Source organism: Paenibacillus sp. V4I5 (assembly GCF_030817255.1).
GTDB lineage: Bacteria > Bacillota > Bacilli > Paenibacillales > NBRC-103111 > Paenibacillus_E.
Genome location: NZ_JAUSZB010000002.1, coordinates 2534363 through 2555307, shown reverse-complemented (window position 1 = coordinate 2555307; position 20945 = coordinate 2534363). Strand labels below are relative to the sequence as shown.

Here is a 20945-nt window from a genome sequence, read left to right as displayed (position 1 = left end):
CTTCTAAAAAGAGCTGGATGTTAACGGAGATAATAGAAATAGTGCTAGTGTCCCGTTCAATAGAATTACTTCTTCAAACCAGTGTAGATATGGATGGCATCTCTTAGAAACTCAGCCGTACCGGGCTGCTTTTCATCATAGTAAGCCTTAAACCGTTCGTCATCCACATACATTTGGGCTAGGCCAGCGTGCGCCTCTTTACTATACTCGTTCCAGTAATAGGTTAACCACTGTTTATGCAAATCCGCGGCTGCTTGAGCCAGTTCGCTGGCAGGGTCCCCATTTTTGAAAGCTTCAGCCAATGTAGTTATTACTTCATTCGTCAATCGCGTTACCTCGTCCTGCTGTTCTTGTGTCATGTTTTTGATTTTTTGGATAGATATATCTACGGTTTCATCGCCATACTTCTCGCGAATTTCTTTCCCGTATTTATCCTCGTTATCATCGATCATCTTTTGCTTGAAGCCTTCAAATTTCTCTTTATCTGTCATGGTTATTCTCCCTTCGGTTAAGGCAATTGTTTTTTCTACATTTGTAATTAGTAAATCTAATTGTTTTCTTTTGTCGAGGAGTTGTTCATGGTGTTCTTTCAGGGCATTGGCTCCATTGAAGGAAGGGGCGGTAACTATTTCTTTAATACTGTCCAGACTTACCCCTAGTTCTCTGTAGAACAGAATTTGTTGTAATCGATCCACTTCCGCTTGACCATAGATTCGATATCCTGACGAGTTGATTCTTGCCGGCTTAAGAAGTTCAATCTCATCATAATATCGAAGCGTTCTGGTGCTAACCCCAGCCAATTTGCCCAGATGCTGCACGGTGTATTCCATCTGTTCACCTCCTGACAACATAACTGTACAGCTTTACGTAGCGTGAATGTCAACTGCTTTTTTGAAATTTAATTCTGTAAGTAATACAAGTCTTACTCTAGGAATAGGATGATACGAGCCTTGAAGCATGTACATATCAATTAATGAATGGGTGATTTAGTTGTATACGATTCTTAGTTTTTTTCTTCTGGGTTTATCGCTGGCTGCACCTATTGGTCCTATTAATGCAGCTGTATTAGACAGAGGAATTAAGAAAGGTTTTTTTCATGCTTGGGTAGTGGGTATTGGAGCACTGATAGCTGATGCATTGTTAATGATCCTCATTTACTTCGGACTTGTACATTTTCTAACAACGCCTTTTATGAAAACGTTTCTTTGGTTATTTGGCTGCTTTATTTTACTCTACTCGGGTATCGAAAGTTTGATTGATGCGGGGAAAATAAAAGAAGAAGCTTATAGAAACGAAGTTACGCTTTCGAAATCGTTTTTCTCCGGTTTTTTCATGTCTATAACAAGTCCCTTGTCCATACTCTTTTGGCTTGGTATCTATGGGTCGGTTTTAGCGGAAACAATTGCTGAATTCGATAGAAACCACGTATTATTATATACGGGAGTTATGTTCACTGGTATTTGTATGTGGGATGTTTTTATGGCTTCGTTAGCCAGTACGTTTCGAAGATTTCTCACGACTCGCGCTCTTTCTGTCATATCTATCGCGTCAGGACTATCCCTGATCGGCTTTGGGTTACATTTTGGGATTAAGGCCTTCCATGCCCTCTTTGGATAACGTTAGGTCGCTCCTTCACGATTATTATGTTTAGGATTTGGCAGCTCTTTCGCTTTATAAGATGCTGCGTGAACGTTCTTTTTCCATTTGAAGCTCATGCCCCATGTAACCAAGCCTATAATCACGACAAATAAGAGGCTTATCCAGAATCCTGGTCGACTCGTTTCATGAAAGACTGTACCCGTGATCGCGGTAAGGATTAGAGCCATGCCCAGATATCGTTTAATCTTTCCCCAAACGGATAGTTGTAGTAAGCGTCCTGATGATAGTAGGATGAAGAGCCAGTTCAAGAGCAGCATAATCCCTGCTGCTGTTGTTACATATTCATAGAGCTCCTCAGGCAGCAAGAGAGCCATCAATACCGCTACAGCTATACCTCCAGTCGTAAAACCGATGGCGAATAAAGGCATTTTTCTTTTCCCTGATGTTTTTTTGGCAAAGATTGAGGGGGCATCATGATCTTTGGCTAAAGTGATAAGGATAGTTGTCACCGCAAATAAAGAAGCCACCATTGTAGAGAATCCAGCAATAATTAGGATAGCGTTAAACGCATGAGGGACAAAAGGCAGATTATAACTACCCAAAGCAACCTGAAATGGGCTTTCCTTTCCCTGTAAGGCATTCAAGGGGATCAAGGTTAAAGCAAGAATAAGAGATGCGATATAGATCGTCGTTAAAAGAAGGATCATGATGTTTCCTGCTTTAGGTGCCTCTTCGGGCCGTTTCAATCGTGTGGCCATTAAGCCCATGATTTCAATACCGCCAAAGGCGTAAAAAGCATAAATAAAAGAGGACCAAGAGCCCATTAACCCAGCTGGCAAAAAGGTTTCTGTGGTCGCCCGGAATCTCGGTTGATGAGCTCCACCTGTAATAAATCCAAAGACAGCAGCGCCTGCTATAAGGAGAAACATAACGATAGCTGATACTTTGATAATGGCAAAAACATGCTCTGTGCGCTCGAATGCTTTTGTCCCGAGTAAGATAACACCCAGTCCAATCAAGGCGTAAACCGTTGCAAAAATCCACATAGGTACCGCTGGAAACCAGAATCGGGTAAAGAGGGACAAAGCTGTTAACTGACTTCCCATAATTAAGAGCTCTGAGCTCCAATAGACCCATCCGCTGCTGAAGCCTGCCCAGCGCCCATATGCTTTTTTGGCATATGCCCTAAAAGATCCTTGCTGTGGATCCGCTCCCGTCATTCGGGCCAAGACATCAAAGACAATATAAGTGCCTATGGCTGCCAGAATGAACATGAAAATGACGGATCCACCGCCCATTTTGATACCAATCCCAGAGCCTAAGAAATAACCCGTACCAATCGTGCAGGCAACTCCAAGCAAAGATAGCTGCCACCACTTCATCTGTCCTGACTTATCACTCTTTGCTTTTGTGGACATATAGCCTCCTAATGCCGTTCGTCTAGAAATAACAGCTGTTAGTATAGCTTATCCATTGGTAAAATATACTTAGAAATTAACCCATCTGAACTAAAAGAGTGCTGTCTCTTAGGATGACCTCATACGAGTGGAGTCTAGCACTTGGCACATTATGGCAACGACCCGTATGTACTTCAAACGTCCATCCATGCAGCGGACACACGAGTTCTCCATCTTCAAGGTCAACGGTGTAACCGGCATGAGGGCAAACACTAGATAGTAGGGTATAAATACCTTCCATCTCCGTTAGGAAATATAGGTTATCCTCGACTTCAACCTCTGCCGGAAATGATGTGAATTGATCTTTTGTTCCGATTTTGATTTCTTTCATGTTGTTCTCCTTTTCAACCAGGTTAGATTGATTATAAGTCACGGCTATTATTTCACCAAATGAAAAAGTGACAAAGGAGTATATAAAAATGAGCAAGAATAACCCATTATTAGAGGCATTTAATCAAGCTAGTTATCCAGTAGGCAGCCATAGTAAAAGAAACATTCAAATTTTGAAAGAAGCATTCAATGAGTTGGATGGGAATCTGGACAGTGATAGTTATGGTTCAGGTCAAATTATCGAAAATTTTCAAGAAGAAATGGCAACATTCTTAGGTAAAGAAACAGCCGTATTTTTCCCTAGTGGAACCATGGCACAACAAATTGCCTTAAGAATCTGGTGTGACAGGAAAGGCATTAAGAAAGTGGCTTATCATCCGTTAAGTCATTTGGAAATACATGAAGAAGATGGTTTAAAAGAATTGCATCAAATTGAAACTATTTTGCTTGGGGATAAAGACAGATTGATCCGACTAGAAGATGTTCTTCATATGAAGGACGATATAGCTTGTCTATTGGTAGAATTACCTCAACGTGAAATTGGCGGACAGCTGCCGGATTACGAGGAGCTTGTTGCCATTTGTACTTATTGTCGGGAAAAAGGGATTAAACTGCATCTAGATGGAGCCAGATTGTACGAGATCCTCCCCTATTATCAAAAAACAGCAGCAGAAATTTGTGAGCTTTTTGATAGTGTGTATATTTCTTTTTACAAAGGGATTGGCGGGATCGCAGGAGCCATACTTGCAGGCAATGAAGCTTTTACAAAAGAGTCCAAAGTATGGAAAAGACGATACGGAGGCGATTTAATTAGCCTTTATCCGTATATCCTAAGTAGCGGCTATTATTTCAAACGGAGATTGCCTAAAATGAATCAGTATTATGAAGAAGCCAAAGTGCTTGCTGGATACTATAATCAATGCCATGGCGTTGTGACAAAACCGTTAGAACCAGTGACTAACATGTTTCATGTGCATGTTGATCTGCCGAAAGAGAAGCTTGAACCTATATTAGTAGCCTTGTACGAGGAGACGGGAATGGGCTTAACGCACTATGTAAGAGAGAGCAGCGAGATAACTAGTTGTTATGAAGTAACGATTGGTGATCGCTTTGCGAATATACCCAAAGATGAGCTTAGGAAAACATTCCAGCGGCTGGATGTGAAAATGAGAGAAGCAACCGGTGTGAGCGGCTGATAGATAACCCGAACCCATGAAAGCTGTTTAGATCGGATACGAAAGAGCCACACTGGTGTTATGGGGTGGTTAGAAATGCTCTTTGCGCCAATAAAGCCAATGAATGTCAGTATCGGTAAAGAAGCCTTTGATGACGAGAATTATATATTTGAACCCAAATGGGACGGGTGGCGAATCCTCATACATAAGCAGGGGAATCGTGTTGAAGCTTTCACACGTAATGGTATGCTGATTTCAAGCAAATTTCCGGAATTAAAGGAAGCAGCAGCGGCAATCAAGGCTCATACGGCGATTTTTGACTGTGAGGGAATTGTTTTACGTGGTGGCAGACCCGTATTTGATGATTTCTCTTATCGTGGCCGGTTGAGTAATTCTGCTAGGATTAATCGCGCTCTTAACACACATCCCGTAACATTTGTTGTATTTGATGTCCTTTACACAGATAGAGCTCATTTGGATGAATCGTTAACGCAGCGAAAGCAGCGGCTTGGCGACATCGTCGATTCTACACCCGTTATTATGCCTACCATGTTCGTAGGAGGACAAGGTAAGGCGCTGTTTGAGTTAATGAAAGAACGAAATATGGAAGGCATTGTAGCGAAGCGAAAGAATTCCAAATACCAACTGGATACCAGAAGTGACGATTGGTTGAAAATGAAATACTTTAAGTCGATTGACGTTGTTATTTTGGGCTACAGAACGAATCCTTTTGGCCTTGTTATCGGCTTGAATTTCAGAACGGTGAAGAATAAACCTGTTGGTGTGGTTGAGTTTGGTTTTCTATCAGAAGATAAGCAAATGTTTTTAGTAATAGTTAAGCAATTGAACACGGTCAGGGATGAGAAAACGCAGTGGATCGAACCTCGCTTGTGCTGCCGGATCGAATATTTGGAACGAACAGACACGCATCAACTAAGGACTACAATATTTCGTGGTTTTTTGCCGGATAAGAAGCCTGAGGAATGTAAATGGGAATCTTAAAGAAACAAGTGGTAAATAAAGTATGCTAAAATAGGCTCAGGTCCAATCAAGAACACTTAATTTAAATCAGTTAATTACAAAGGAGCGATTATAATGGACATTATTTTTCATGGACAAAGCTGTGTTGAGATTCGATTAAAGGAGCATACGCTCATCATAGATCCCTTTTTGAACCATAACCCTCTAGCCGTTACGAAACCGGAAGATATTAAGGCCGATTACATACTTGTCACACATGGTCATGCTGATCATTTAGGTGATTCACTAGAGATTGCAAAGCGCAATCAAGCCACCATTATCGCACCCAATGATTTGGGAAGGTACTTGTCATTCCAAGGTGCACAAACCCATGGAATGGGGATCGGCGGAGAATATGAGTTTCCCTTTGGTAAAGTGAAAATGACGCTGGCGCTGCACGATTCTTCTTATAACCCGCCCGGAACTAAAGAAAATATTTATACAGGGATGGCTAGTGGTTTTCTCATTACGGCAGAGGGGAAAACGATATACCACGCAGGGGACACGGGCCTTTTTGGAGATATGCAATTGTTGGGCAAATTAAATGCTATTGATCTTGCCTTCCTTCCAATTGGCGACAACTATACCATGGGCCCACACGACGCTGTTACCGCTGCACAGTTCTTACAAGCAAAAATGGTCGTTCCCATGCACTACAATACTTTTCCTCTCATTAAGCAGGATCCGAAGGCTTTTGTTGATAGTCTGGCTTCTGAGGGGATTAAGGGTGTTGTCATAGAACCTGGTCAAAGTCTAACAATCTAAAATTAATCCTAGAGGAGGCTTTTTTAGCCATGATGTTCGAGCACCTGGTTTCGTTCAAATTTAATGAGAACTTAGATCCACAGAAGGAAAAGGAATTGCTTGAAACCATATTGTCTTTTAAAAATAATATCCCTGGGATCGTCGATTTATCTGCCGGTATAAATGTGACAGAAGAAACAGAGCAAGTGCAAGGATACACATTAGGGCTTCGTGTGACTTTTCAAGATCAAGAATCTTTACGACAATACGGACCACATCCTTTGCACCAGCAATTCGTGAAATCTTTAGAGGGAATTATCGAGAATGTCATAGTGATTGACTACCCAATCGTGAAGTGAGTGATAAACAGGGGGAAAACCGAGTGAAATTAGCCTTTATTTCGGATATACATGGGAATTCAATCGCTCTCGAAGCCGTTTTAGAAGATATAACTAAGAAAGAGATAGACCGTATTTATGTGCTTGGCGATCTTTGCTACCGTGGACCAGATCCCAAACGATCTCTTGCCTTGATCCGATCTTTAAACACTCAGGTTATTAAAGGAAACGCTGATGAATGGGTTGTGCGCGGCGTAAATCAAGGAGAAGTCCCGGAACAGGTCATTGAAATGATGAAGATGGAACGGGAGTGGACGGTTGCGCAATTGGACAAGCAGGATATCGAATATCTGGCGAGTCTGCCGACTGAAATGAAGCTTGAGATAGAGGGGATCTCTATTCATGCGTTCCATGCGACGCCAGAAAGCTTGTTCGAAATTGTTCTTCCAGGTGCTGGCGATGAGGTGCTGAAGTCGAAGTTAATGTCCGCTTCTGATGCGGATATATTCATTTATGCTCATATCCACAGGCCTTTTATTCGTTATATGGAAGGTAAAATACTGTTGAATATCGGAAGTGTAGGTCTGCCTTTTGACGGTATGCCTAAAGCTGCCTATGCCATTGTAGAAATTGAAAATGGACAAATCCGAACCTCAATTGAACGTGTTCCATATCGGATTGAAGACGTGGTCAAGCAATATGAAGAAGCTCAGTATCCAAACGCAGAAATGATGACAAGAATTGTTCGAAACGGTCTTGTGAAATAAGAAAGAATCATTGACCGTCGGATGTATTCATTTGACGATCTTTCCAAAATAAGACGGTTAGCATACGCTCTACCCATTCTTTATCTTCGGTCGTAAGTACAAAACCATCAAACATGAGCTCATTCTCTCGGAGAAAACGTCGCAAATTAACGGGATTGCTTTGAAAATGTTGTTCAGAGGGAGAAGACTCCAGATACCCAGCGATATCCATAAGTTCAGAGTAGGAAGTGTTAAGCCCTTCTGACAGCTTCATTAATACTTCCGGTGAAGGTATGCCGCGATTCCCGTTCTCTAGTTGGGAAATATAAGCTGCTGAGACTCCTGAACGGTCGGCAAGCTCACGGATGGTGAAGCCTTTTAATTTGCGCATATCTTTTAATTTATCGTAGAAATACATAGACTCTCACTCACCCTCACTTACAAAAGTAAACATTAGTAAACGATATAATAGTAGCAGTTTACTAAAGTAATTACAATTGGAGTAACGGATAAAATAGATCCACATTTGGTTACTTATGTAAACAAAAATGGTTGCATAAGTAAAAATCAATGGTATAATGTTCGTGAGGGGAACAAAATGAGAACGGGGGTCTATGCAGCAGAATGAATATAAAGATCTTGGCGAAGACCGATGTTTTTATTAAAGCGAGAGTCATTAAAGGTTACTCCCAGAGAGAGTTGGCGAAGCACTCGGGTTTAAGTCATGCTTATATCAGTCTGCTTGAGCGATCTATTAAATCAGTGGGCCCATCCACAGCTAAGAAATTGAGTGATTTGTTAGATAAGGATTTGGAAGAATTGTTTCTGATTGAGATGTAGTCTGGATTGAAATGATTGTGAAGATGTATGTAAACGAAGACCCGCAGTATGTTGCTGTGGGTCCTCTTTTTTTAGTGATCAAGATTGTTAGTGGAAAATAAAGTTCGTTAGCGGGTGTTCACTTTTGTGTGGGGCAATTAAGGAACTTGATGGTCAACATGGAGAGATAAATTCAATGCGAACTAACCATAGTGGTACGGTCGCGAACACACAGGCTCCGATAGCACCTACTAGGGCAAAACTTTTGATTCCTTGCTCCATTCTCATTCATTATTCCTCCTCAGTGGTTATACCTGAATCATAAGGGAGAAGAGGATAAGGCGGGAGGATGAACATTATTAACCCCTACAAATATGAAATGATCCGCGAAGGCGAGCCGCCTGGTCGTGGGTCATTTTTTTATGCTGATAAACATTGAAGACGTGAACTGGACATATTCTTGTACATGTCATAAAGGAGGGGAAATGGTGAGAGTCTTTTAGGTGTCATAAGAATTATCTCTTCTTCTCATATCATGAATATTATGTAAAACAAGATGATCAGGAATGGTAGAGTGGAAGAAACCACCTGCTTTTTTGATGAGTTCATAAAAGTATGGTTTGTTCACTCTAAGAAGTTAGAAATGTTCAGTATTTTATTGAATGTAGACTATGTTTGAGAGCACTTGGTCTCTAGAATATAAACTGTGATGAAAGCGCTGCACAAAATTTGATGACTTGGAGGATTGCTACACTTACTACTCAAATCAGCAAAGGAGAGGGAAAATGGTGAATAAAAAGTACAAACGATTAGCATGGTTTCTGCTCTTGACATTAGTAATATCTCTTAATTTCAGACATTCCACATCTGTTTCAGCAGCACCCGCAGCACCTGCGATTTATTTGCAAGATGATTTTTCGGATGGAGATTATACGGCTAATCCCATATGGACACCAACCTCCGGAATATGGAAAGTCAATCCTGATCCCGCTGATGTCAGTAATAAGGCATTGAATCAGACGGACACCGGTGAAGGAATCATAACCGCGGGAGATTCTGCATGGACGGATTCGACCGTTACAATGCGTTTCAACACAGGAGCAGGCGGGGCTTATCCGGGAATTCTGGCACGTGTTCAGGACTCTAGAAATTTTTATTATTTTCAAATGCAAACAACGAGTACTTTGGTTCTTTCAAAAAGGGTCAACGGTACAGACACGGTTATAAAAAGTCAAAGTTACGCATTGAGCAAAAATACAGGGTATACGTTAAAAATGGTATTGGTCGGCAATTCCATTCGATGCTACATCGTTAACAACGGAATCGATAAGCTTGTTTTTGATGAGACTGACTCTACCTTCAATAATGGCAAAATAGGAATCCGAAATAAGTGGCAGGCCGTTTATGTCGATGATGTTAGGGTAACAGGCGCGCCGGCTGTCAACACTTCAGTCCTTCAATCCGACTCCCAAAACAATTCCTCTATCTCATTAAATTGGACTCCGGTAGATGGAGCAGCAAGTTACAATATTTACCGTTCAACGACAGCTGGCAGAGGATATTCGTTTGTTTCCAACAGCACAACTAACAGCTTTGTAGATACCGGGTTAATCTTTGACACAGCATACTATTATAAAATAGCGTTTGTATATGGCGGACTGACGGAATCTCAGTGGTCACCCGAACTAAGTGTACGGACGACTCCAGCGCCACCTCCTGCTCCTACGGGACAGACGGCTATTGCCGTAAATTCGTCAAAAATCAATTTAAGTTGGACAGCAGCAGCTAAAGCAACCGGCTACAGAGTATACAGATCATCTGATGCAGGTAATACGTTCACTAAGGTGTATGATGGAATCGCCTTAAGCTATTCTGATACAGGATTAACACCAAACACAGCATATAGTTATCAGATAAGAGCTTACAACACGATCGGAGAATCCACTTCAGCTTCCGTACAGGCTACCACATTTAGATATGATGCTCCAGGAAACTTGGCAGCAGCTTCAATTTCTGATACATCCGTAACATTAATTTGGGACAAAGTGCAGGGGACAACAACAACCTATAAGATAAGTAGGTCTTCGAGCGCAACCGGAACCTATAATCAGGTTTACAGCGGCACTAATTCGGAATTTATAGATACTGGATTAACGCAGGGTACGGGGTATTTTTATAAAATCAATGCGGTTATAGATGGGGTCACCTCGTCCTTATCGGACCCTCTTGGTGTAGGAACCGTGAGAACATCAATTACGCCTGGTACGACATGGGCAAGTACCAATGGCAGTCCAATTGATGCCCATGGACCAGGTATTATGTATGATCAAAAAACTCAAAAATACTACTGGTATGGCGAATATCATACAGGTGCGTGGCCTGCGGCCGGGGTGAGAGTGTACTCTTCCACGGATCTTTACAATTGGACTGACGAGGGCATGGCATTAACGATGGTGAAATCAATGGACGATTTTACTAACGATCCGTTAATTTCTAAACTTTATGCCGGTCGGACCGATACGTTAAACGTCTGGGCTGATATAAGAGCGGGCAGAATTATTGAAAGACCAAAAGTTATTTATAATGATAAAACACAGAAATATGTCATGTGGGCTCATATTGACGGAGATAAAGACCCTTATAATAACAGTGCAAACTATGGAAAAGCGCAAGCAGGTTATGCATTCAGTGATTCACCTACGGGTCCATTCATCTACCAAAAGAGCTACCGTATGGATCAAGCTCCACCGGGTGAGATCGATTATCAGCCTGGCAACCCGGGCATGGCACGTGATATGAATCTATTTAAAGATGATGACGGTACGGCCTATCTCATTTATTCCAGCGAAGAAAACCTGACCCTCTACATTTCCAAGCTGTTGGATGATTATTCAGATGTTGCAGGCTGGCATAAGGACGGCAATGTAGATGCAAATGGTCATCTTGTCCGCGATACAAGCTATAAGGGAGTTCACGGCATAGATTATGTTAGAGTTGGCCCAGGCACACAGCGTGAAGCTCCAGCCGTATTCAAATTTAGCGGAAAGTACTATCTAATCACCTCCGGTGCGACGGGGTGGGCTCCGAATGAAAATAAATTCAGCGTTGCCGATCAAATGTTTGGGCCATGGTCAGCTCCGGTTAATCCATTTGTCAGAACATCGTCATCGGATCCAGACCCAATGTCAGCTTTTAAATCTCAATCAGCATCTGTTATTCCTGTTGACCCGGCGAAAGGAAAATTTATCTACGTGGGGGATGATTGGAATGGTGGACAGTTTACTACAAATGGCGGTGCCAAATATGTCTGGCTGCCGATTGAATTTGGGCAAGGTACGGATATATCCATAAGATGGTACAGCAGTTGGTCTACAGATTTATTAGACAGCATGGGGAAGATGGACATAAATATTAAATTACCTGAGGTTGTTGCAACTGGAACTGTACTGGATTTACCGAGTCAAATAGAAGTTATACCAAGTGGTGCAGCAGCAGCAACTACAACTTCTGTGACTTGGTCAGTAAATTCTTTGCCAATAACGGCAAATACATTTGCACTTCCGGGTGTCTATTCTTTACAGGCCACACTTCCGCAGTTTAACAACAAAACGTTACGCTTTAAAATTTACGCAGTTCCTGATAAGACCATATATGTCGTAAACAGCGGCGGATATGCGACGAGTGATTACAACCTTATGACCTCATACCTTCAGGATACACTTGTTAATAAGGAGGTTGTTGAACAGGCGTATAATTCAGCTGATACAGTACCTTGGGGCTATGTAGGAACGAATTCTAATCCTGCAGGTTCAGCCAGTGGAGATATTTTTTCAACACTCAGATACCTAAATGGTGGAAATGTAAGTAATTCCCCGGCAGGGACTGACCTGACCTACAAGTTTACTGTAAAAAATGGGTCCTACACCGTTTATACGGGCTTTAATGATATTTGGAATAATACCACCAGAAAAGCAGACTTGTATATGAATGGGGTTAAAAAGAATGCCATCACTTTTATATCAAATACGGTCTATGGCAATATAGTTGACGTAACGGACGGCACAATCACAATAACCGTGAGAAATACTGCGTCGCAAGATCCATTGATTAACTGGATGATGATCGTTGACAATTCGCAGACTCATAATCCTTTGATGGGGCTTAAGGTAGATTCGACAACATCAAATTCTGCTGCACTTTCCTGGCAAAAAGCTTTAGGAGCTACGTCCTATACGCTATACAGATCCAATCATGCGGATGGAACCTACACGCCTATTTATCAAGGGAGCACAACGAGCTTCACTGACAGCGGAATTGATCCTGCTGTAAGATATTATTATAAGGTTAGCCATACAAGCGTATCCGTAGAATCACCAATGTCAGATTCCATATCGTTATTATTAGACCAAACGAAGCCGGTTACCGAACTAGTTATGGCAGGTACGACTAACAACGGCTGGTACACCAGCAATGTAGTAACACTAAATGCAACGGATGATATGTCCGGCGTAGATAAGACTCAGTACAAACTAAGTGAGAATGGGGATTGGATGGCTTATTACGGACCGTTTACACTACCGCAAGACGGAACATATACCATTCAGTATCACTCAGAGGATCGCGCTGGAAATGTTGAAGATACTAGGCAACAGACAGTAAAAGTCGACACGACACTTCCTAACTTTGCATTTATGATTAATGGGAATGAGTTAAAGGAGGGAGAGTCCTTTGATGACAATCTTCCATTAACCTTCCAGGTGTCCGATAATCTGTCAGGTGTAGCTTCTGCACAGATCAGTGTTAGTGATGCTGTATATGCGGTAGATCTGACAAAGGGAGCAAGCATCGTCATTGATTTATCAGGTAAGGTTGGCAGCTATTCTGCAGCTATCGTTATGGAAGATATAGCTGGAAATAGACTTCAAAAGAATTTCCAATTCAATGTGACAACCAGCATAAATGCTATGAATGCTTTGCTTAATCGCTATCAATCGCTGCTTAGCAACGCATTAACATCTCAACTGAGCAATGCCCTCAATCAAGCGCAGCATCAACTTGATAAAAACCGACAAGATCAGGCTGCAAAGCACATGCAGGACTTTGTGAAACATCTTAACAATCCGGCTTTAGGAAAAGATGTAGACAATAGCGTAAAAGCTATTCTTCATGCAGATGCAAATGCATTGATCAAACTATGGTCAACACAATAAGATTAATGAAAAGTCGTCCTTTTGTGGGGCGGCTTTTCTTTGATTTGAAATTAACGCTGACAGCCCTTCGCTCCGCTTTGGATAGCCACCGAGCTCATAATTCGAGGCGATAGTCCATTTCATTACATTGGGACCATTACTGGAAATAGGAGTTTACTAGCGCTCCCGAAAATAAAATAGCCCCGATCGGCTCGGAGCGAGGGACTTCTTATTGTGCATACGAACTTCGTTAGTAAAAGAATGCTGAAGGTTTATACATTAACCTTTGAAACTTTTGGCTCTTTGACAATCGTGTATTTTTTACCTAATAGAAATGGCATGTATTTATTAATAATGTGAATAGCAGGTACGAGTATCAACATTAATACAATTAGACAAATCATCGATCCCCATGTTGACTGTCTTAAAGTATCCGCTGGAATATGAGATACCGCAGAGATAATCTTTACAACAATTCTTTTTATTGGGTCATGGATACACATAATAATAAGGGTGTTCTTACCTAGAAAAGTTAACCAATTGCCACTCTTTATTTTCTTGGAGACTAAATATAGGAATAACGAGCCGCTTATGCCTGCGATATAGTACAAAAAATAATTCCCTAAAATAAGAAAATTCATATCAACAGGTTTGTTAATAAAGGCTGCAATTACATTGATAATCAATAGTAAAATAATAAAAATGTACTCATGTGTGGATGTTAATTTGTTATTCAAATTACTCTTATGAAAAAGGTATCCTAATCCGTAAAAAACCACACTGGTAAATACAATGTTAATTCCCCATGGAAGTCTAAATCCTAAGAAGAGACTTATAAGATACCCAACAACTGAACTGACCAGCAAAACAATAAATAGATTTCTACTTTTCTTTATGCTTTGGGCAAGCCATTGAAAAAATATTTCTGTAAAAAAGAAACAAGGCAAGAACCACAGAACTATGTTGAAAACTAGCCATGTGTCACTACCGGTTCCGTAAAGTATTCCCAACAAAGGTTTGAATCTGTTTATGTCTAGGCTTTCAGGTCTGAATTTTCTTTCGATTACAAGCCAATAGATGTACCAAATAAAAGCGAAAATAAAGTATGGAATAATTAAAGACTTAAGTCGCTTTAATACAAATTCCTTATAATCCGTAGTCCTACTAAGGTAAAGGGTATACCCAGATAAAAAGAAGAAAAAGGGCATGTGAAAAGAATAAATCCAAGTTCGTATAGGATTTGTTAGAAATATATGCCCTAACACAACTAAAATAATACCAATGCCTTTGCATACATCCAAATATTGCATCCTTATCTTCATAGGCAACATTCCCCTTACTCAGTTTTGAACATTATAACTTATAGAGGCAATTGTTTCCACTCCTAGGATCTCCTTTCAAGTTTCAATTAAGGAGTTGCTGAATTGGAGTATAGAATCGAGAATCTTGATTATGAATTAAGAATAATTGGAAAAAGTATTCCAGTAAAAATATGTAGAGCATTTAAAGCAATTCCTACACTTTGGAACAGTGCGAAAAAAGATGGATTTATGCAGAAACTAATTGATATATCGTGGTAAAAACCCAAATGCACACTTGAAAGGAGAGTTGGGAAAGTTTGTTATGAAACTAACGGAAACGATAGTTTCATAACAAGATCTAGCAGGCTGCCGGTGATAAATTCGGTGGCCTATTCCGTTAACGGGTAGGATTGTGTGGTGAGATGTACCATCAGAGCATTAACTTCTAGGTGCCCATAACATTACAGACACGCCTGCAATGCAAATACCAGTTCCTAGCCAATCGTACATATCAGGTGCTTTTTTATCCACTAACCATCCCCATAAAACAGCGAGAATAACAAATACGCCACCATAAGCCGCGTAGACCCGTCCAAACGAAGGGAAACTTTGCAAAGTTGGAATGATACCGTACAAAATGAGGATGATACTCCCGACAATACCATACCAAAGGGGCTTTGATTCTCGTAACCACAACCAAACCATGTAACCTCCGCCAATTTCAGCGAGTCCAGCAAGCACAAAAATGAATATAGTTAACAGCACAAAGAAATTCTCCTTCCTAACACGTACCTTTGGTTTGAATATTCTCCATGCATTCTGACCAGGTAATGCATTTGCAGCTTAAACCGTTGTCCAAAATTTTGATCATTGAATTGATCTGTCTCTTTCTCTCCTCTAACTCGGAGCGTTTCTGCTCTGCCATCTGCTCCCATCGCTCGGAAAGTGAATTATCCGTTTCAAAGCCCTCTAATAAAACTAAGATTTCCTGAATGCTAAATCCAGTCTGCTGTGCAACTTTAATAAAATTGATGCGGTCAAGTAGCCTTTCATCATAACGACGTTGACCGTTTTTCCGATTCGGAGGAGGTAACAAACCGATGGATTCATAATAACGAAGTGTTGATGCGTTCACATCTGCCATTTCCGCCAGCTGACCAATACTTAACTCCGCCATAAATTTCACCCCTTGACTTAAAGTTGACTTTAAGTTTTATACTTACACTATATCTCACATGGGAGGATGAAGTAAATAAAAAAAAAGGGATTTCTTGCAAGTCTTGGATTGTTGGGCGCGTGCGCTCTGTGCTGTGCGATACCGCTGCTCGGCGGCGCAGCAGCTCTTGGGTTTTCATCGTTTTTCCTGGATTTGGAATTTATCGCCGTATTGGCACTTGTATTTATCATAGCGGGAGTCGTTATCTATAAGCGGCGCAAGGCATCCGGAGCATCGTGTTCAATATCAGGATGCAGTTGTAAATCTTGTTCGAAGTGAAGGGGGATAAAAGTATGGGTAAAGAAATACCGGATACTTGTTGCCATACTGTTTTTACAAAAGAGCAGCGTGTCGAATACAAAAACGTTTGGGCAGAGCTTGAAATAAGAAGGATCGGTATTATGGAGATTGAAAATGGGTACCAGTATCAATTCCAGGGTGACTCGGAAACGCTGCACCTTGTGAATGAATGGGTTAGTATGGAGAGAAAATGCTGTCCGTTTTTAACCTTTACTGTGATAGCAAGTAGCGAAACTGAGTCAGTTTTGCTTCAATTAACTGGTAACCATGAAGCAAAAGCATTCTTACGTTCTGATATTATCGATAAGATTAATGTAATAATCAGTTAATCAGCGAGATTGTGCACTCATTACGCTAACGCAGAACTATAGTTCAATCAATAAGGGCTGCCGGAATCTGAGGCAGCCTAACATAGGGGCCGATACTTGCAGTACTGGGATCAGGAACTCTCGATAAACTGCTACCCTGGTCTCAGACACTATCTCATTTTTTTGTTCAGAATTACGTCATCATATACTAGATGCATCAAGGTCGCTAGCTTCTCTCAGTTATTAAACTAGGAGTGAAAAATAAGGGAAAATGTCGCTCCCCAGCATATTGGGGTGAAGTGGAAACCGGAATCTACGATCTGGAGTTTCCGATTCTTAACGATCAAAGTAAATTAACTGGATATGATTTACAAACGCAAAAAATGACAAAAAACGAAAGTGCTTTGGACTTTAATTTTGATAATTTAAAGTTATGGGCAATAGATTATAGAAAGGGCGGTAAAGTGCTCTATGACCAAGAGCTGACCGACCCGATCAAAAGAATCACCAACACACGTGAAGAATTAAACGCTGTGGTCAAAGCAGAAATCCAAGTCGGAGATATGGTCCTTCTCACTACTTCGGATGAAACGTTCGCCAAAGTGAAATTTGATAAAATAACAGCAACAAAAATCCACTTTTCCTATGTATTAGAGGCGGCTGAACCGGTGGAGAAACAACCTGTGACTAAACCGAAAGAACCGCAAAGCTCCAGTGTAACTCCTAATGATCAATTAGATCTTATCTATTGGGGTGAGGTGAGAACCGGAATCTACGATCTGGAGTTTCCGATTCTTAACGAGCAAGGTCAATTAACTGGATATGATTTACATACACAAAAAATGACGAAAAACGCGAGCGCCGTGGACTTTAAATTTGATAATTTAAAATTATGGGCAATAGATTATAGAAAAGGCGGTAAAGTTCTCTATGACCAAGAGCTGACCGACCCGATCAAAAGAATCACCAACACACGTGAAGAATTAAGCACTGTAGTCAAAGCAGAAATCCAAGTCGGAGATTTGGTTCTTCTCACTACTTCGGATGAAACGTTTGCCAAAGTGCAATTCGATAAAATAACGGCAACAAAAGTCCATTTTTCTTATGTATTAGAGGCGGCAGAGCCAGTGGAGAAAAGTGAAGGTTCTGCGTCTCAAGAACAAAAAGACATCGATTCAGAACCTAAAGATTCGGAAATCATCCTGCAATTAGGAAGCACGAAGGCTACTGTAAATGGACGACAAGTGTTGCTGGATGTTTCACCGGAAATCATTAGCGGAAGCAGCATGGTTCCCCTACGCTTTATTGCCGAAGCACTCGGTGCCAAAGTAGCTTGGGATGGGAACGAATACAAGATTACCTTGACTTTAAATGGAGATATCGTGGAGTTATGGATCGGTCATACGGATGCTATTGTCAATGGAGCAAAAGCATCGATGAATGCTCCTGCACAAATTATTGATGATACGACGATGGTTCCTGTTCGGTTTGTGAGCGAGAATTTGAAACAGCACGTACAATATGAAATTTCCGCAAAACTAATTACCATCACACCAAAAAAATAATCAATTTTCAAGGAGTTCGACTAGATTTGTCGGGCTCCTTTTTTTGTTTTACGTCCAGGTAGTGCTCAGTGCGGGGAGTCTTGTCGGTTGACAGAAAGAAACACAACCGGCCCGGAAATTATTCCGAACCGTCTGCCTGTTACCATTTTATATCGGATGGTACATTTGATAATGGGGCATCGATGGTCCCTGATAAGGAGGAAATGCTTCTGCTATTTCCCAGCTTTCTACCAGTCGATGAGCCGTGTAGTAATCAAAGCCTCTTCCCATCAAATAGGTTATAGCAGCAACTTCAAACATTGCATGTTCAACTGAAGTATGTGCTGCTTCTCTTAAACCGTAATGGACAACCGGCTGCACAGCGCTTAGTACTTGATTACGGATAGGCATTAATAGTCATTCCCTTCGGAAAATGGTCTGTAGCGGATGGTCATTACCCTAGTCAATATATTCTCGCAGCAGTACTTTTGCACCGTGTCAGACACCCATTTACATTTCATTTAATAAACGTCTAAAAGATATCACCTACTCGAGAAGAAAAATGGATAAGTAGGGGGGAGTCATGAAATTAATTTACGCACTAAGGAATATGACACAACGAATGCTTTAAAATAATTTGGGTCAGTCATTGAGCTAACGAGAAACAATAGTTCAACATCAGAAGGGCTGCCGCGTGGCAGACTTTCACTCCGCTAACGGGCAGGATTACGAAATAGATTTGATTAAGAAGAATGTTATTTGAGAGTGACAAAATGGTTGTATAGTTAATCGTACTTTGACAGAATGGTTTATTAGACAGACACTAAAAGGAGGTTTTTTTGTGGATGAAACTAAAATTATTGCTTGTGAAGAACTCCTTCGGAAAGCAATGTTAACCAGTGATGTGAAACTGTTAGATGAACTGATCGCTGACGACCTTATCTTCGTCAATCATTTCGGACAAATTTTATCAAAAGAAACTGATATTGAAGCTCATCGATCAGGAAACTTGAAAATTACTGGAATTGATGTTTTGGACCAAAGAATTAGACTCTTAGATATGTTAGCCGTAACAGTTACACGAGTGACTCTAACTGGCACCTTCGGAACTCCATTTGAAGGCGTTTTCTGTTACACTCGTGTTTGGCAGTATCGTATGGAGAAATGGCAAATTGTCTCAGGACATTGTAGTTCCGTATCGTGATACTTCAGTTATTGCTTATTCAAAGTTGATCATTGCAGCTGCTTGGAGTAAATGCAGATTTTGCACAAGATGTCATTACTTTAACGGGGAACGATAGTTCCATTTACAATGAACAAGCAAGCTACAAGTGATAAACTCGGTGGCCTGATGTTCAACGGCCAGCCAATGGGCAAGGCAGAGCCAGTAGTGTCCGGTCGGCTCCACACCGACGATCAACTTGTTTAGCTTTGTATTTTTACAAAGACCAAATTATTCGTTTTACAGGAATTCTAAACGCAGAACGTTAGTTCAATAACCACCTTACCAAGAGACGGTTTTCTGTTACTCGCAACATTGAAAAAAGAGCTGGGAACCCCCAGCTCTTTTTCAGCATTTCCACCTTTTTGAACCGCTTTTAACCTGCTATTCTACTTCATCGTATCCTTCCGTAAAAGCATCTGCTGCTAGGTTGAGTAGTTTGTCAGCAAAGAAAAAAAACGGAAACTCGTTGCCAAACTCATCCGATCTCTCCTGAACCTCAGCAAGGACCATGATAGTTAAATCGTTGTTTTTCAAAATAGCCTTTTCCAAGTAGCTGCGTGTCATTCACCGTTCTCGTGTTCATCGTCTCCTTTAAAGTGCTTCCGGGTCCGGGAGTACCTACTTTTCTTACGTGTTTAAACTCGAAATTGATAATCATTATCAATTAATTATTGACAATTTAACCCTAGTCAAAGTAAACTTTGTATTGAAAATGATAATCGTTATCAGTATATGCAGTTGGGCGATGACATTGCGGCGGGAGTGGGCAGTACCATTCAACGCCAACGTTTTATATTGCTTCTTATTATCGTGGGATTGGCGGGATCCAAAGTTGCGGTGGCCGGAGGCATCAGTTTCGTCGATCTCATTGCTCCACATATGACCCGAAAGCTGGTCGGGCCTCCCTTCGGCGGTGTTCTTCCCATGTAGGCATTAATTCGCGGTTTGATGGTCGTATTGGCAGACTTGATTGCAAGGACGGCCTTTATGCCGCCGATATTCCTGTTGGTGTATTTACGGCTGGTGTCGGCGCGCCGTTCTTTATCATTTGCTTTATCGATATTCAGCAACACGAAAATCAGCTTAATAAGGATGAGACTAAATAAAACAGGGGCATATTCTCGCGAATTATGCCCTCTTTTGTTGGAGGTGAGACAATGTCCTATACGAAGTACAGACTCCTTATAGATGCCTATACAACTAATACCGATGAAAAGGAACAAGTCATTGCTATGTTAAACCGCATCATCGGGGAAGTGTCTAGCCTGGAGCTTCATTCATCCGTTCAGATTTCCCAAACGAAGGAAGCGAATACTGAAATGGATACACAAGAGCGGACGGGTGACGGAAGAAGCGGTTCCTGCTATCCGGAATTAAGCGTGAGACAGCAGGAGATTACCATTCTCCTGGCAGCCAATTACTCCGTGCAAAAAATCGCCAAACAATTGTTTCTTTCTGAAAATACGGTAAGAAAGCATATCCAGAATATCAAAAAGATATTGGGCATCCACGAATCTGGAGTCGATTTCATCTATGCGTTGAAGAGTAGACAAGAAGAAGTGCGTAATCAGATCTGATGATCTTTACTGGTTTTTATCGTCGGAAATGATCATTTACAACTCCATTTGTTCAAT

The 20945-nt window shown here is 41.1% G+C and carries 22 protein-coding genes and 1 pseudogene; 14 read left to right on the top strand and 9 right to left on the bottom strand.

Annotated elements, in window-relative coordinates; genetic code table 11:
- Positions 1–65: 65 nt before the first annotated feature.
- The gene (locus tag QFZ78_RS13510) at positions 66–830 is read right to left on the bottom strand and encodes a MerR family transcriptional regulator (protein WP_307548183.1); all 765 of its coding nucleotides are present in this window, start codon (positions 828–830) and stop codon (positions 66–68) included.
- A 160-nt stretch (positions 831–990) separates the two neighbouring features.
- On the opposite strand from QFZ78_RS13510, the gene QFZ78_RS13505 reads away from it, so the two are divergent.
- Positions 991–1617 (top strand): LysE family transporter, encoded by a 627-nt coding sequence (locus tag QFZ78_RS13505; protein ID WP_307548181.1) that lies wholly within the window; start codon positions 991–993, stop codon positions 1615–1617.
- A gap of 2 nt (positions 1618–1619) precedes the next feature.
- On the opposite strand, the gene QFZ78_RS13500 is transcribed toward QFZ78_RS13505, so the two are convergent.
- Together QFZ78_RS13500 and QFZ78_RS13495 are read right to left on the bottom strand one after the other, a co-directional pair.
- Entirely contained in the window at positions 1620–3017 is a 1398-nt protein-coding gene (locus QFZ78_RS13500) for an amino acid permease (protein WP_307548179.1), read from the bottom strand.
- 76 nt (positions 3018–3093) lie between these two features.
- Entirely contained in the window at positions 3094–3387 is a 294-nt protein-coding gene (locus tag QFZ78_RS13495; RefSeq protein WP_307548177.1) for a Rieske (2Fe-2S) protein, read from the bottom strand.
- Positions 3388–3475: 88 nt separating this feature from the next.
- Between QFZ78_RS13495 and QFZ78_RS13490 the strand changes: the two genes are divergently transcribed.
- The 5 genes from QFZ78_RS13490 to QFZ78_RS13470 all read left to right on the top strand — a co-directional run bounded on the left by QFZ78_RS13490 (position 3476) and on the right by QFZ78_RS13470 (position 7430).
- Positions 3476–4582 (top strand): threonine aldolase family protein, encoded by a 1107-nt coding sequence (locus QFZ78_RS13490; protein WP_307548175.1) that lies wholly within the window; start codon positions 3476–3478, stop codon positions 4580–4582.
- 75 nt (positions 4583–4657) lie between these two features.
- Complete coding sequence (locus tag QFZ78_RS13485; RefSeq protein ID WP_307548173.1) at positions 4658–5563, top strand: ATP-dependent DNA ligase; 906 nt, start codon at positions 4658–4660, stop codon at positions 5561–5563.
- A gap of 93 nt (positions 5564–5656) precedes the next feature.
- Complete coding sequence (locus QFZ78_RS13480; RefSeq protein ID WP_307548171.1) at positions 5657–6346, top strand: metal-dependent hydrolase; 690 nt, start codon at positions 5657–5659, stop codon at positions 6344–6346.
- 29 nt (positions 6347–6375) lie between these two features.
- Entirely contained in the window at positions 6376–6684 is a 309-nt protein-coding gene (locus tag QFZ78_RS13475) for a Dabb family protein (protein WP_307548169.1), read from the top strand.
- A gap of 23 nt (positions 6685–6707) precedes the next feature.
- Entirely contained in the window at positions 6708–7430 is a 723-nt protein-coding gene (locus QFZ78_RS13470) for a metallophosphoesterase family protein (protein WP_307548167.1), read from the top strand.
- A gap of 7 nt (positions 7431–7437) precedes the next feature.
- Here QFZ78_RS13470 and QFZ78_RS13465 read toward each other — a convergent pair whose 3' ends face one another.
- Positions 7438–7827 carry a helix-turn-helix domain-containing protein gene (locus tag QFZ78_RS13465; protein ID WP_307548165.1) on the bottom strand — a complete coding sequence of 130 codons (390 nt, stop codon included), beginning with the start codon at positions 7825–7827 and terminating at the stop codon, positions 7438–7440.
- A gap of 206 nt (positions 7828–8033) precedes the next feature.
- On the opposite strand from QFZ78_RS13465, the gene QFZ78_RS13460 reads away from it, so the two are divergent.
- Positions 8034–8249, top strand: a complete 216-nt coding sequence (locus QFZ78_RS13460) for a helix-turn-helix domain-containing protein (protein WP_216625547.1) — start codon at positions 8034–8036, stop codon at positions 8247–8249.
- A 764-nt stretch (positions 8250–9013) separates the two neighbouring features.
- The gene (locus tag QFZ78_RS13455) at positions 9014–13438 is read left to right on the top strand and encodes a fibronectin type III domain-containing protein (protein WP_307548162.1); all 4425 of its coding nucleotides are present in this window, start codon (positions 9014–9016) and stop codon (positions 13436–13438) included.
- Positions 13439–13689: 251 nt separating this feature from the next.
- On the opposite strand, the gene QFZ78_RS13450 is transcribed toward QFZ78_RS13455, so the two are convergent.
- Complete coding sequence (locus QFZ78_RS13450; protein ID WP_307548160.1) at positions 13690–14739, bottom strand: acyltransferase family protein; 1050 nt, start codon at positions 14737–14739, stop codon at positions 13690–13692.
- A 61-nt stretch (positions 14740–14800) separates the two neighbouring features.
- On the opposite strand from QFZ78_RS13450, the pseudogene QFZ78_RS13445 reads away from it, so the two are divergent.
- Positions 14801–14994, top strand: a pseudogene (locus QFZ78_RS13445) (AraC family transcriptional regulator); the annotation flags it as partial.
- 162 nt (positions 14995–15156) lie between these two features.
- On the opposite strand, the gene QFZ78_RS13440 reads toward QFZ78_RS13445, so the two are convergent.
- Positions 15157–15483, bottom strand: coding sequence for a YnfA family protein (locus QFZ78_RS13440; RefSeq protein ID WP_307548158.1), 327 nt, complete (start codon positions 15481–15483; stop codon positions 15157–15159).
- 16 nt (positions 15484–15499) lie between these two features.
- Positions 15500–15895 (bottom strand): MerR family transcriptional regulator, encoded by a 396-nt coding sequence (locus QFZ78_RS13435; RefSeq protein ID WP_307548157.1) that lies wholly within the window; start codon positions 15893–15895, stop codon positions 15500–15502.
- Between the two features lie 332 nt (positions 15896–16227).
- On the opposite strand from QFZ78_RS13435, the gene QFZ78_RS13430 reads away from it, so the two are divergent.
- Both QFZ78_RS13430 and QFZ78_RS13425 read left to right on the top strand, forming a co-directional pair.
- Entirely contained in the window at positions 16228–16563 is a 336-nt protein-coding gene (locus tag QFZ78_RS13430) for a hypothetical protein (protein ID WP_307548155.1), read from the top strand.
- Between the two features lie 233 nt (positions 16564–16796).
- Positions 16797–18107, top strand: coding sequence for a copper amine oxidase N-terminal domain-containing protein (locus QFZ78_RS13425; protein ID WP_307548153.1), 1311 nt, complete (start codon positions 16797–16799; stop codon positions 18105–18107).
- 147 nt (positions 18108–18254) lie between these two features.
- Here the strand turns inward: QFZ78_RS13425 and QFZ78_RS13420 are convergent, their stop codons facing one another.
- Positions 18255–18497 carry a hypothetical protein gene (locus QFZ78_RS13420; RefSeq protein WP_307548151.1) on the bottom strand — a complete coding sequence of 81 codons (243 nt, stop codon included), beginning with the start codon at positions 18495–18497 and terminating at the stop codon, positions 18255–18257.
- Between the two features lie 430 nt (positions 18498–18927).
- Here QFZ78_RS13420 and QFZ78_RS13415 point away from each other — a divergent pair, with 430 nt between their 5' ends.
- Complete coding sequence (locus tag QFZ78_RS13415; protein WP_307548149.1) at positions 18928–19290, top strand: nuclear transport factor 2 family protein; 363 nt, start codon at positions 18928–18930, stop codon at positions 19288–19290.
- Between the two features lie 402 nt (positions 19291–19692).
- Here the strand turns inward: QFZ78_RS13415 and QFZ78_RS13410 are convergent, their stop codons facing one another.
- Positions 19693–19875 (bottom strand): hypothetical protein, encoded by a 183-nt coding sequence (locus QFZ78_RS13410; RefSeq protein WP_307548148.1) that lies wholly within the window; start codon positions 19873–19875, stop codon positions 19693–19695.
- A gap of 168 nt (positions 19876–20043) precedes the next feature.
- Between QFZ78_RS13410 and QFZ78_RS13405 the strand changes: the two genes are divergently transcribed.
- Both QFZ78_RS13405 and QFZ78_RS13400 read left to right on the top strand, forming a co-directional pair.
- On the top strand, positions 20044–20241 hold the full coding sequence (locus QFZ78_RS13405; RefSeq protein ID WP_307548146.1) for an iron chelate uptake ABC transporter family permease subunit: 198 nt from the start codon (positions 20044–20046) through the stop codon (positions 20239–20241).
- Positions 20242–20468: 227 nt separating this feature from the next.
- Positions 20469–20888, top strand: coding sequence for a LuxR C-terminal-related transcriptional regulator (locus QFZ78_RS13400; RefSeq protein WP_307548145.1), 420 nt, complete (start codon positions 20469–20471; stop codon positions 20886–20888).
- The last annotated feature ends 57 nt before the right edge of the window (positions 20889–20945 follow it).

What these genes read in the sequence shown, in the direction of transcription:
- QFZ78_RS13510 (WP_307548183.1), bottom strand. Translation starts at nt 830, where the DNA reads ATGGAATACACCGTGCAGCATCTGGGCAAATTGGCTGGGGTTAGCACC.
- QFZ78_RS13500 (WP_307548179.1), bottom strand. Translation starts at nt 3,017, where the DNA reads ATGTCCACAAAAGCAAAGAGTGATAAGTCAGGACAGATGAAGTGGTGG.
- QFZ78_RS13495 (WP_307548177.1), bottom strand. Translation starts at nt 3,387, where the DNA reads ATGAAAGAAATCAAAATCGGAACAAAAGATCAATTCACATCATTTCCG.
- QFZ78_RS13490 (WP_307548175.1), top strand. Translation starts at nt 3,476, where the DNA reads ATGAGCAAGAATAACCCATTATTAGAGGCATTTAATCAAGCTAGTTAT.
- QFZ78_RS13485 (WP_307548173.1), top strand. Translation starts at nt 4,658, where the DNA reads ATGCTCTTTGCGCCAATAAAGCCAATGAATGTCAGTATCGGTAAAGAA.
- QFZ78_RS13480 (WP_307548171.1), top strand. Translation starts at nt 5,657, where the DNA reads ATGGACATTATTTTTCATGGACAAAGCTGTGTTGAGATTCGATTAAAG.
- QFZ78_RS13475 (WP_307548169.1), top strand. Translation starts at nt 6,376, where the DNA reads ATGATGTTCGAGCACCTGGTTTCGTTCAAATTTAATGAGAACTTAGAT.
- QFZ78_RS13465 (WP_307548165.1), bottom strand. Translation starts at nt 7,827, where the DNA reads ATGTATTTCTACGATAAATTAAAAGATATGCGCAAATTAAAAGGCTTC.
- QFZ78_RS13460 (WP_216625547.1), top strand. Translation starts at nt 8,034, where the DNA reads ATGAATATAAAGATCTTGGCGAAGACCGATGTTTTTATTAAAGCGAGA.
- QFZ78_RS13455 (WP_307548162.1), top strand. Translation starts at nt 9,014, where the DNA reads ATGGTGAATAAAAAGTACAAACGATTAGCATGGTTTCTGCTCTTGACA.
- QFZ78_RS13450 (WP_307548160.1), bottom strand. Translation starts at nt 14,739, where the DNA reads ATGAAGATAAGGATGCAATATTTGGATGTATGCAAAGGCATTGGTATT.
- QFZ78_RS13435 (WP_307548157.1), bottom strand. Translation starts at nt 15,895, where the DNA reads ATGGCGGAGTTAAGTATTGGTCAGCTGGCGGAAATGGCAGATGTGAAC.
- QFZ78_RS13430 (WP_307548155.1), top strand. Translation starts at nt 16,228, where the DNA reads ATGGGTAAAGAAATACCGGATACTTGTTGCCATACTGTTTTTACAAAA.
- QFZ78_RS13420 (WP_307548151.1), bottom strand. Translation starts at nt 18,497, where the DNA reads ATGCCTATCCGTAATCAAGTACTAAGCGCTGTGCAGCCGGTTGTCCAT.
- QFZ78_RS13410 (WP_307548148.1), bottom strand. Translation starts at nt 19,875, where the DNA reads ATGACACGCAGCTACTTGGAAAAGGCTATTTTGAAAAACAACGATTTA.
- QFZ78_RS13405 (WP_307548146.1), top strand. Translation starts at nt 20,044, where the DNA reads ATGCAGTTGGGCGATGACATTGCGGCGGGAGTGGGCAGTACCATTCAA.
- QFZ78_RS13400 (WP_307548145.1), top strand. Translation starts at nt 20,469, where the DNA reads ATGTCCTATACGAAGTACAGACTCCTTATAGATGCCTATACAACTAAT.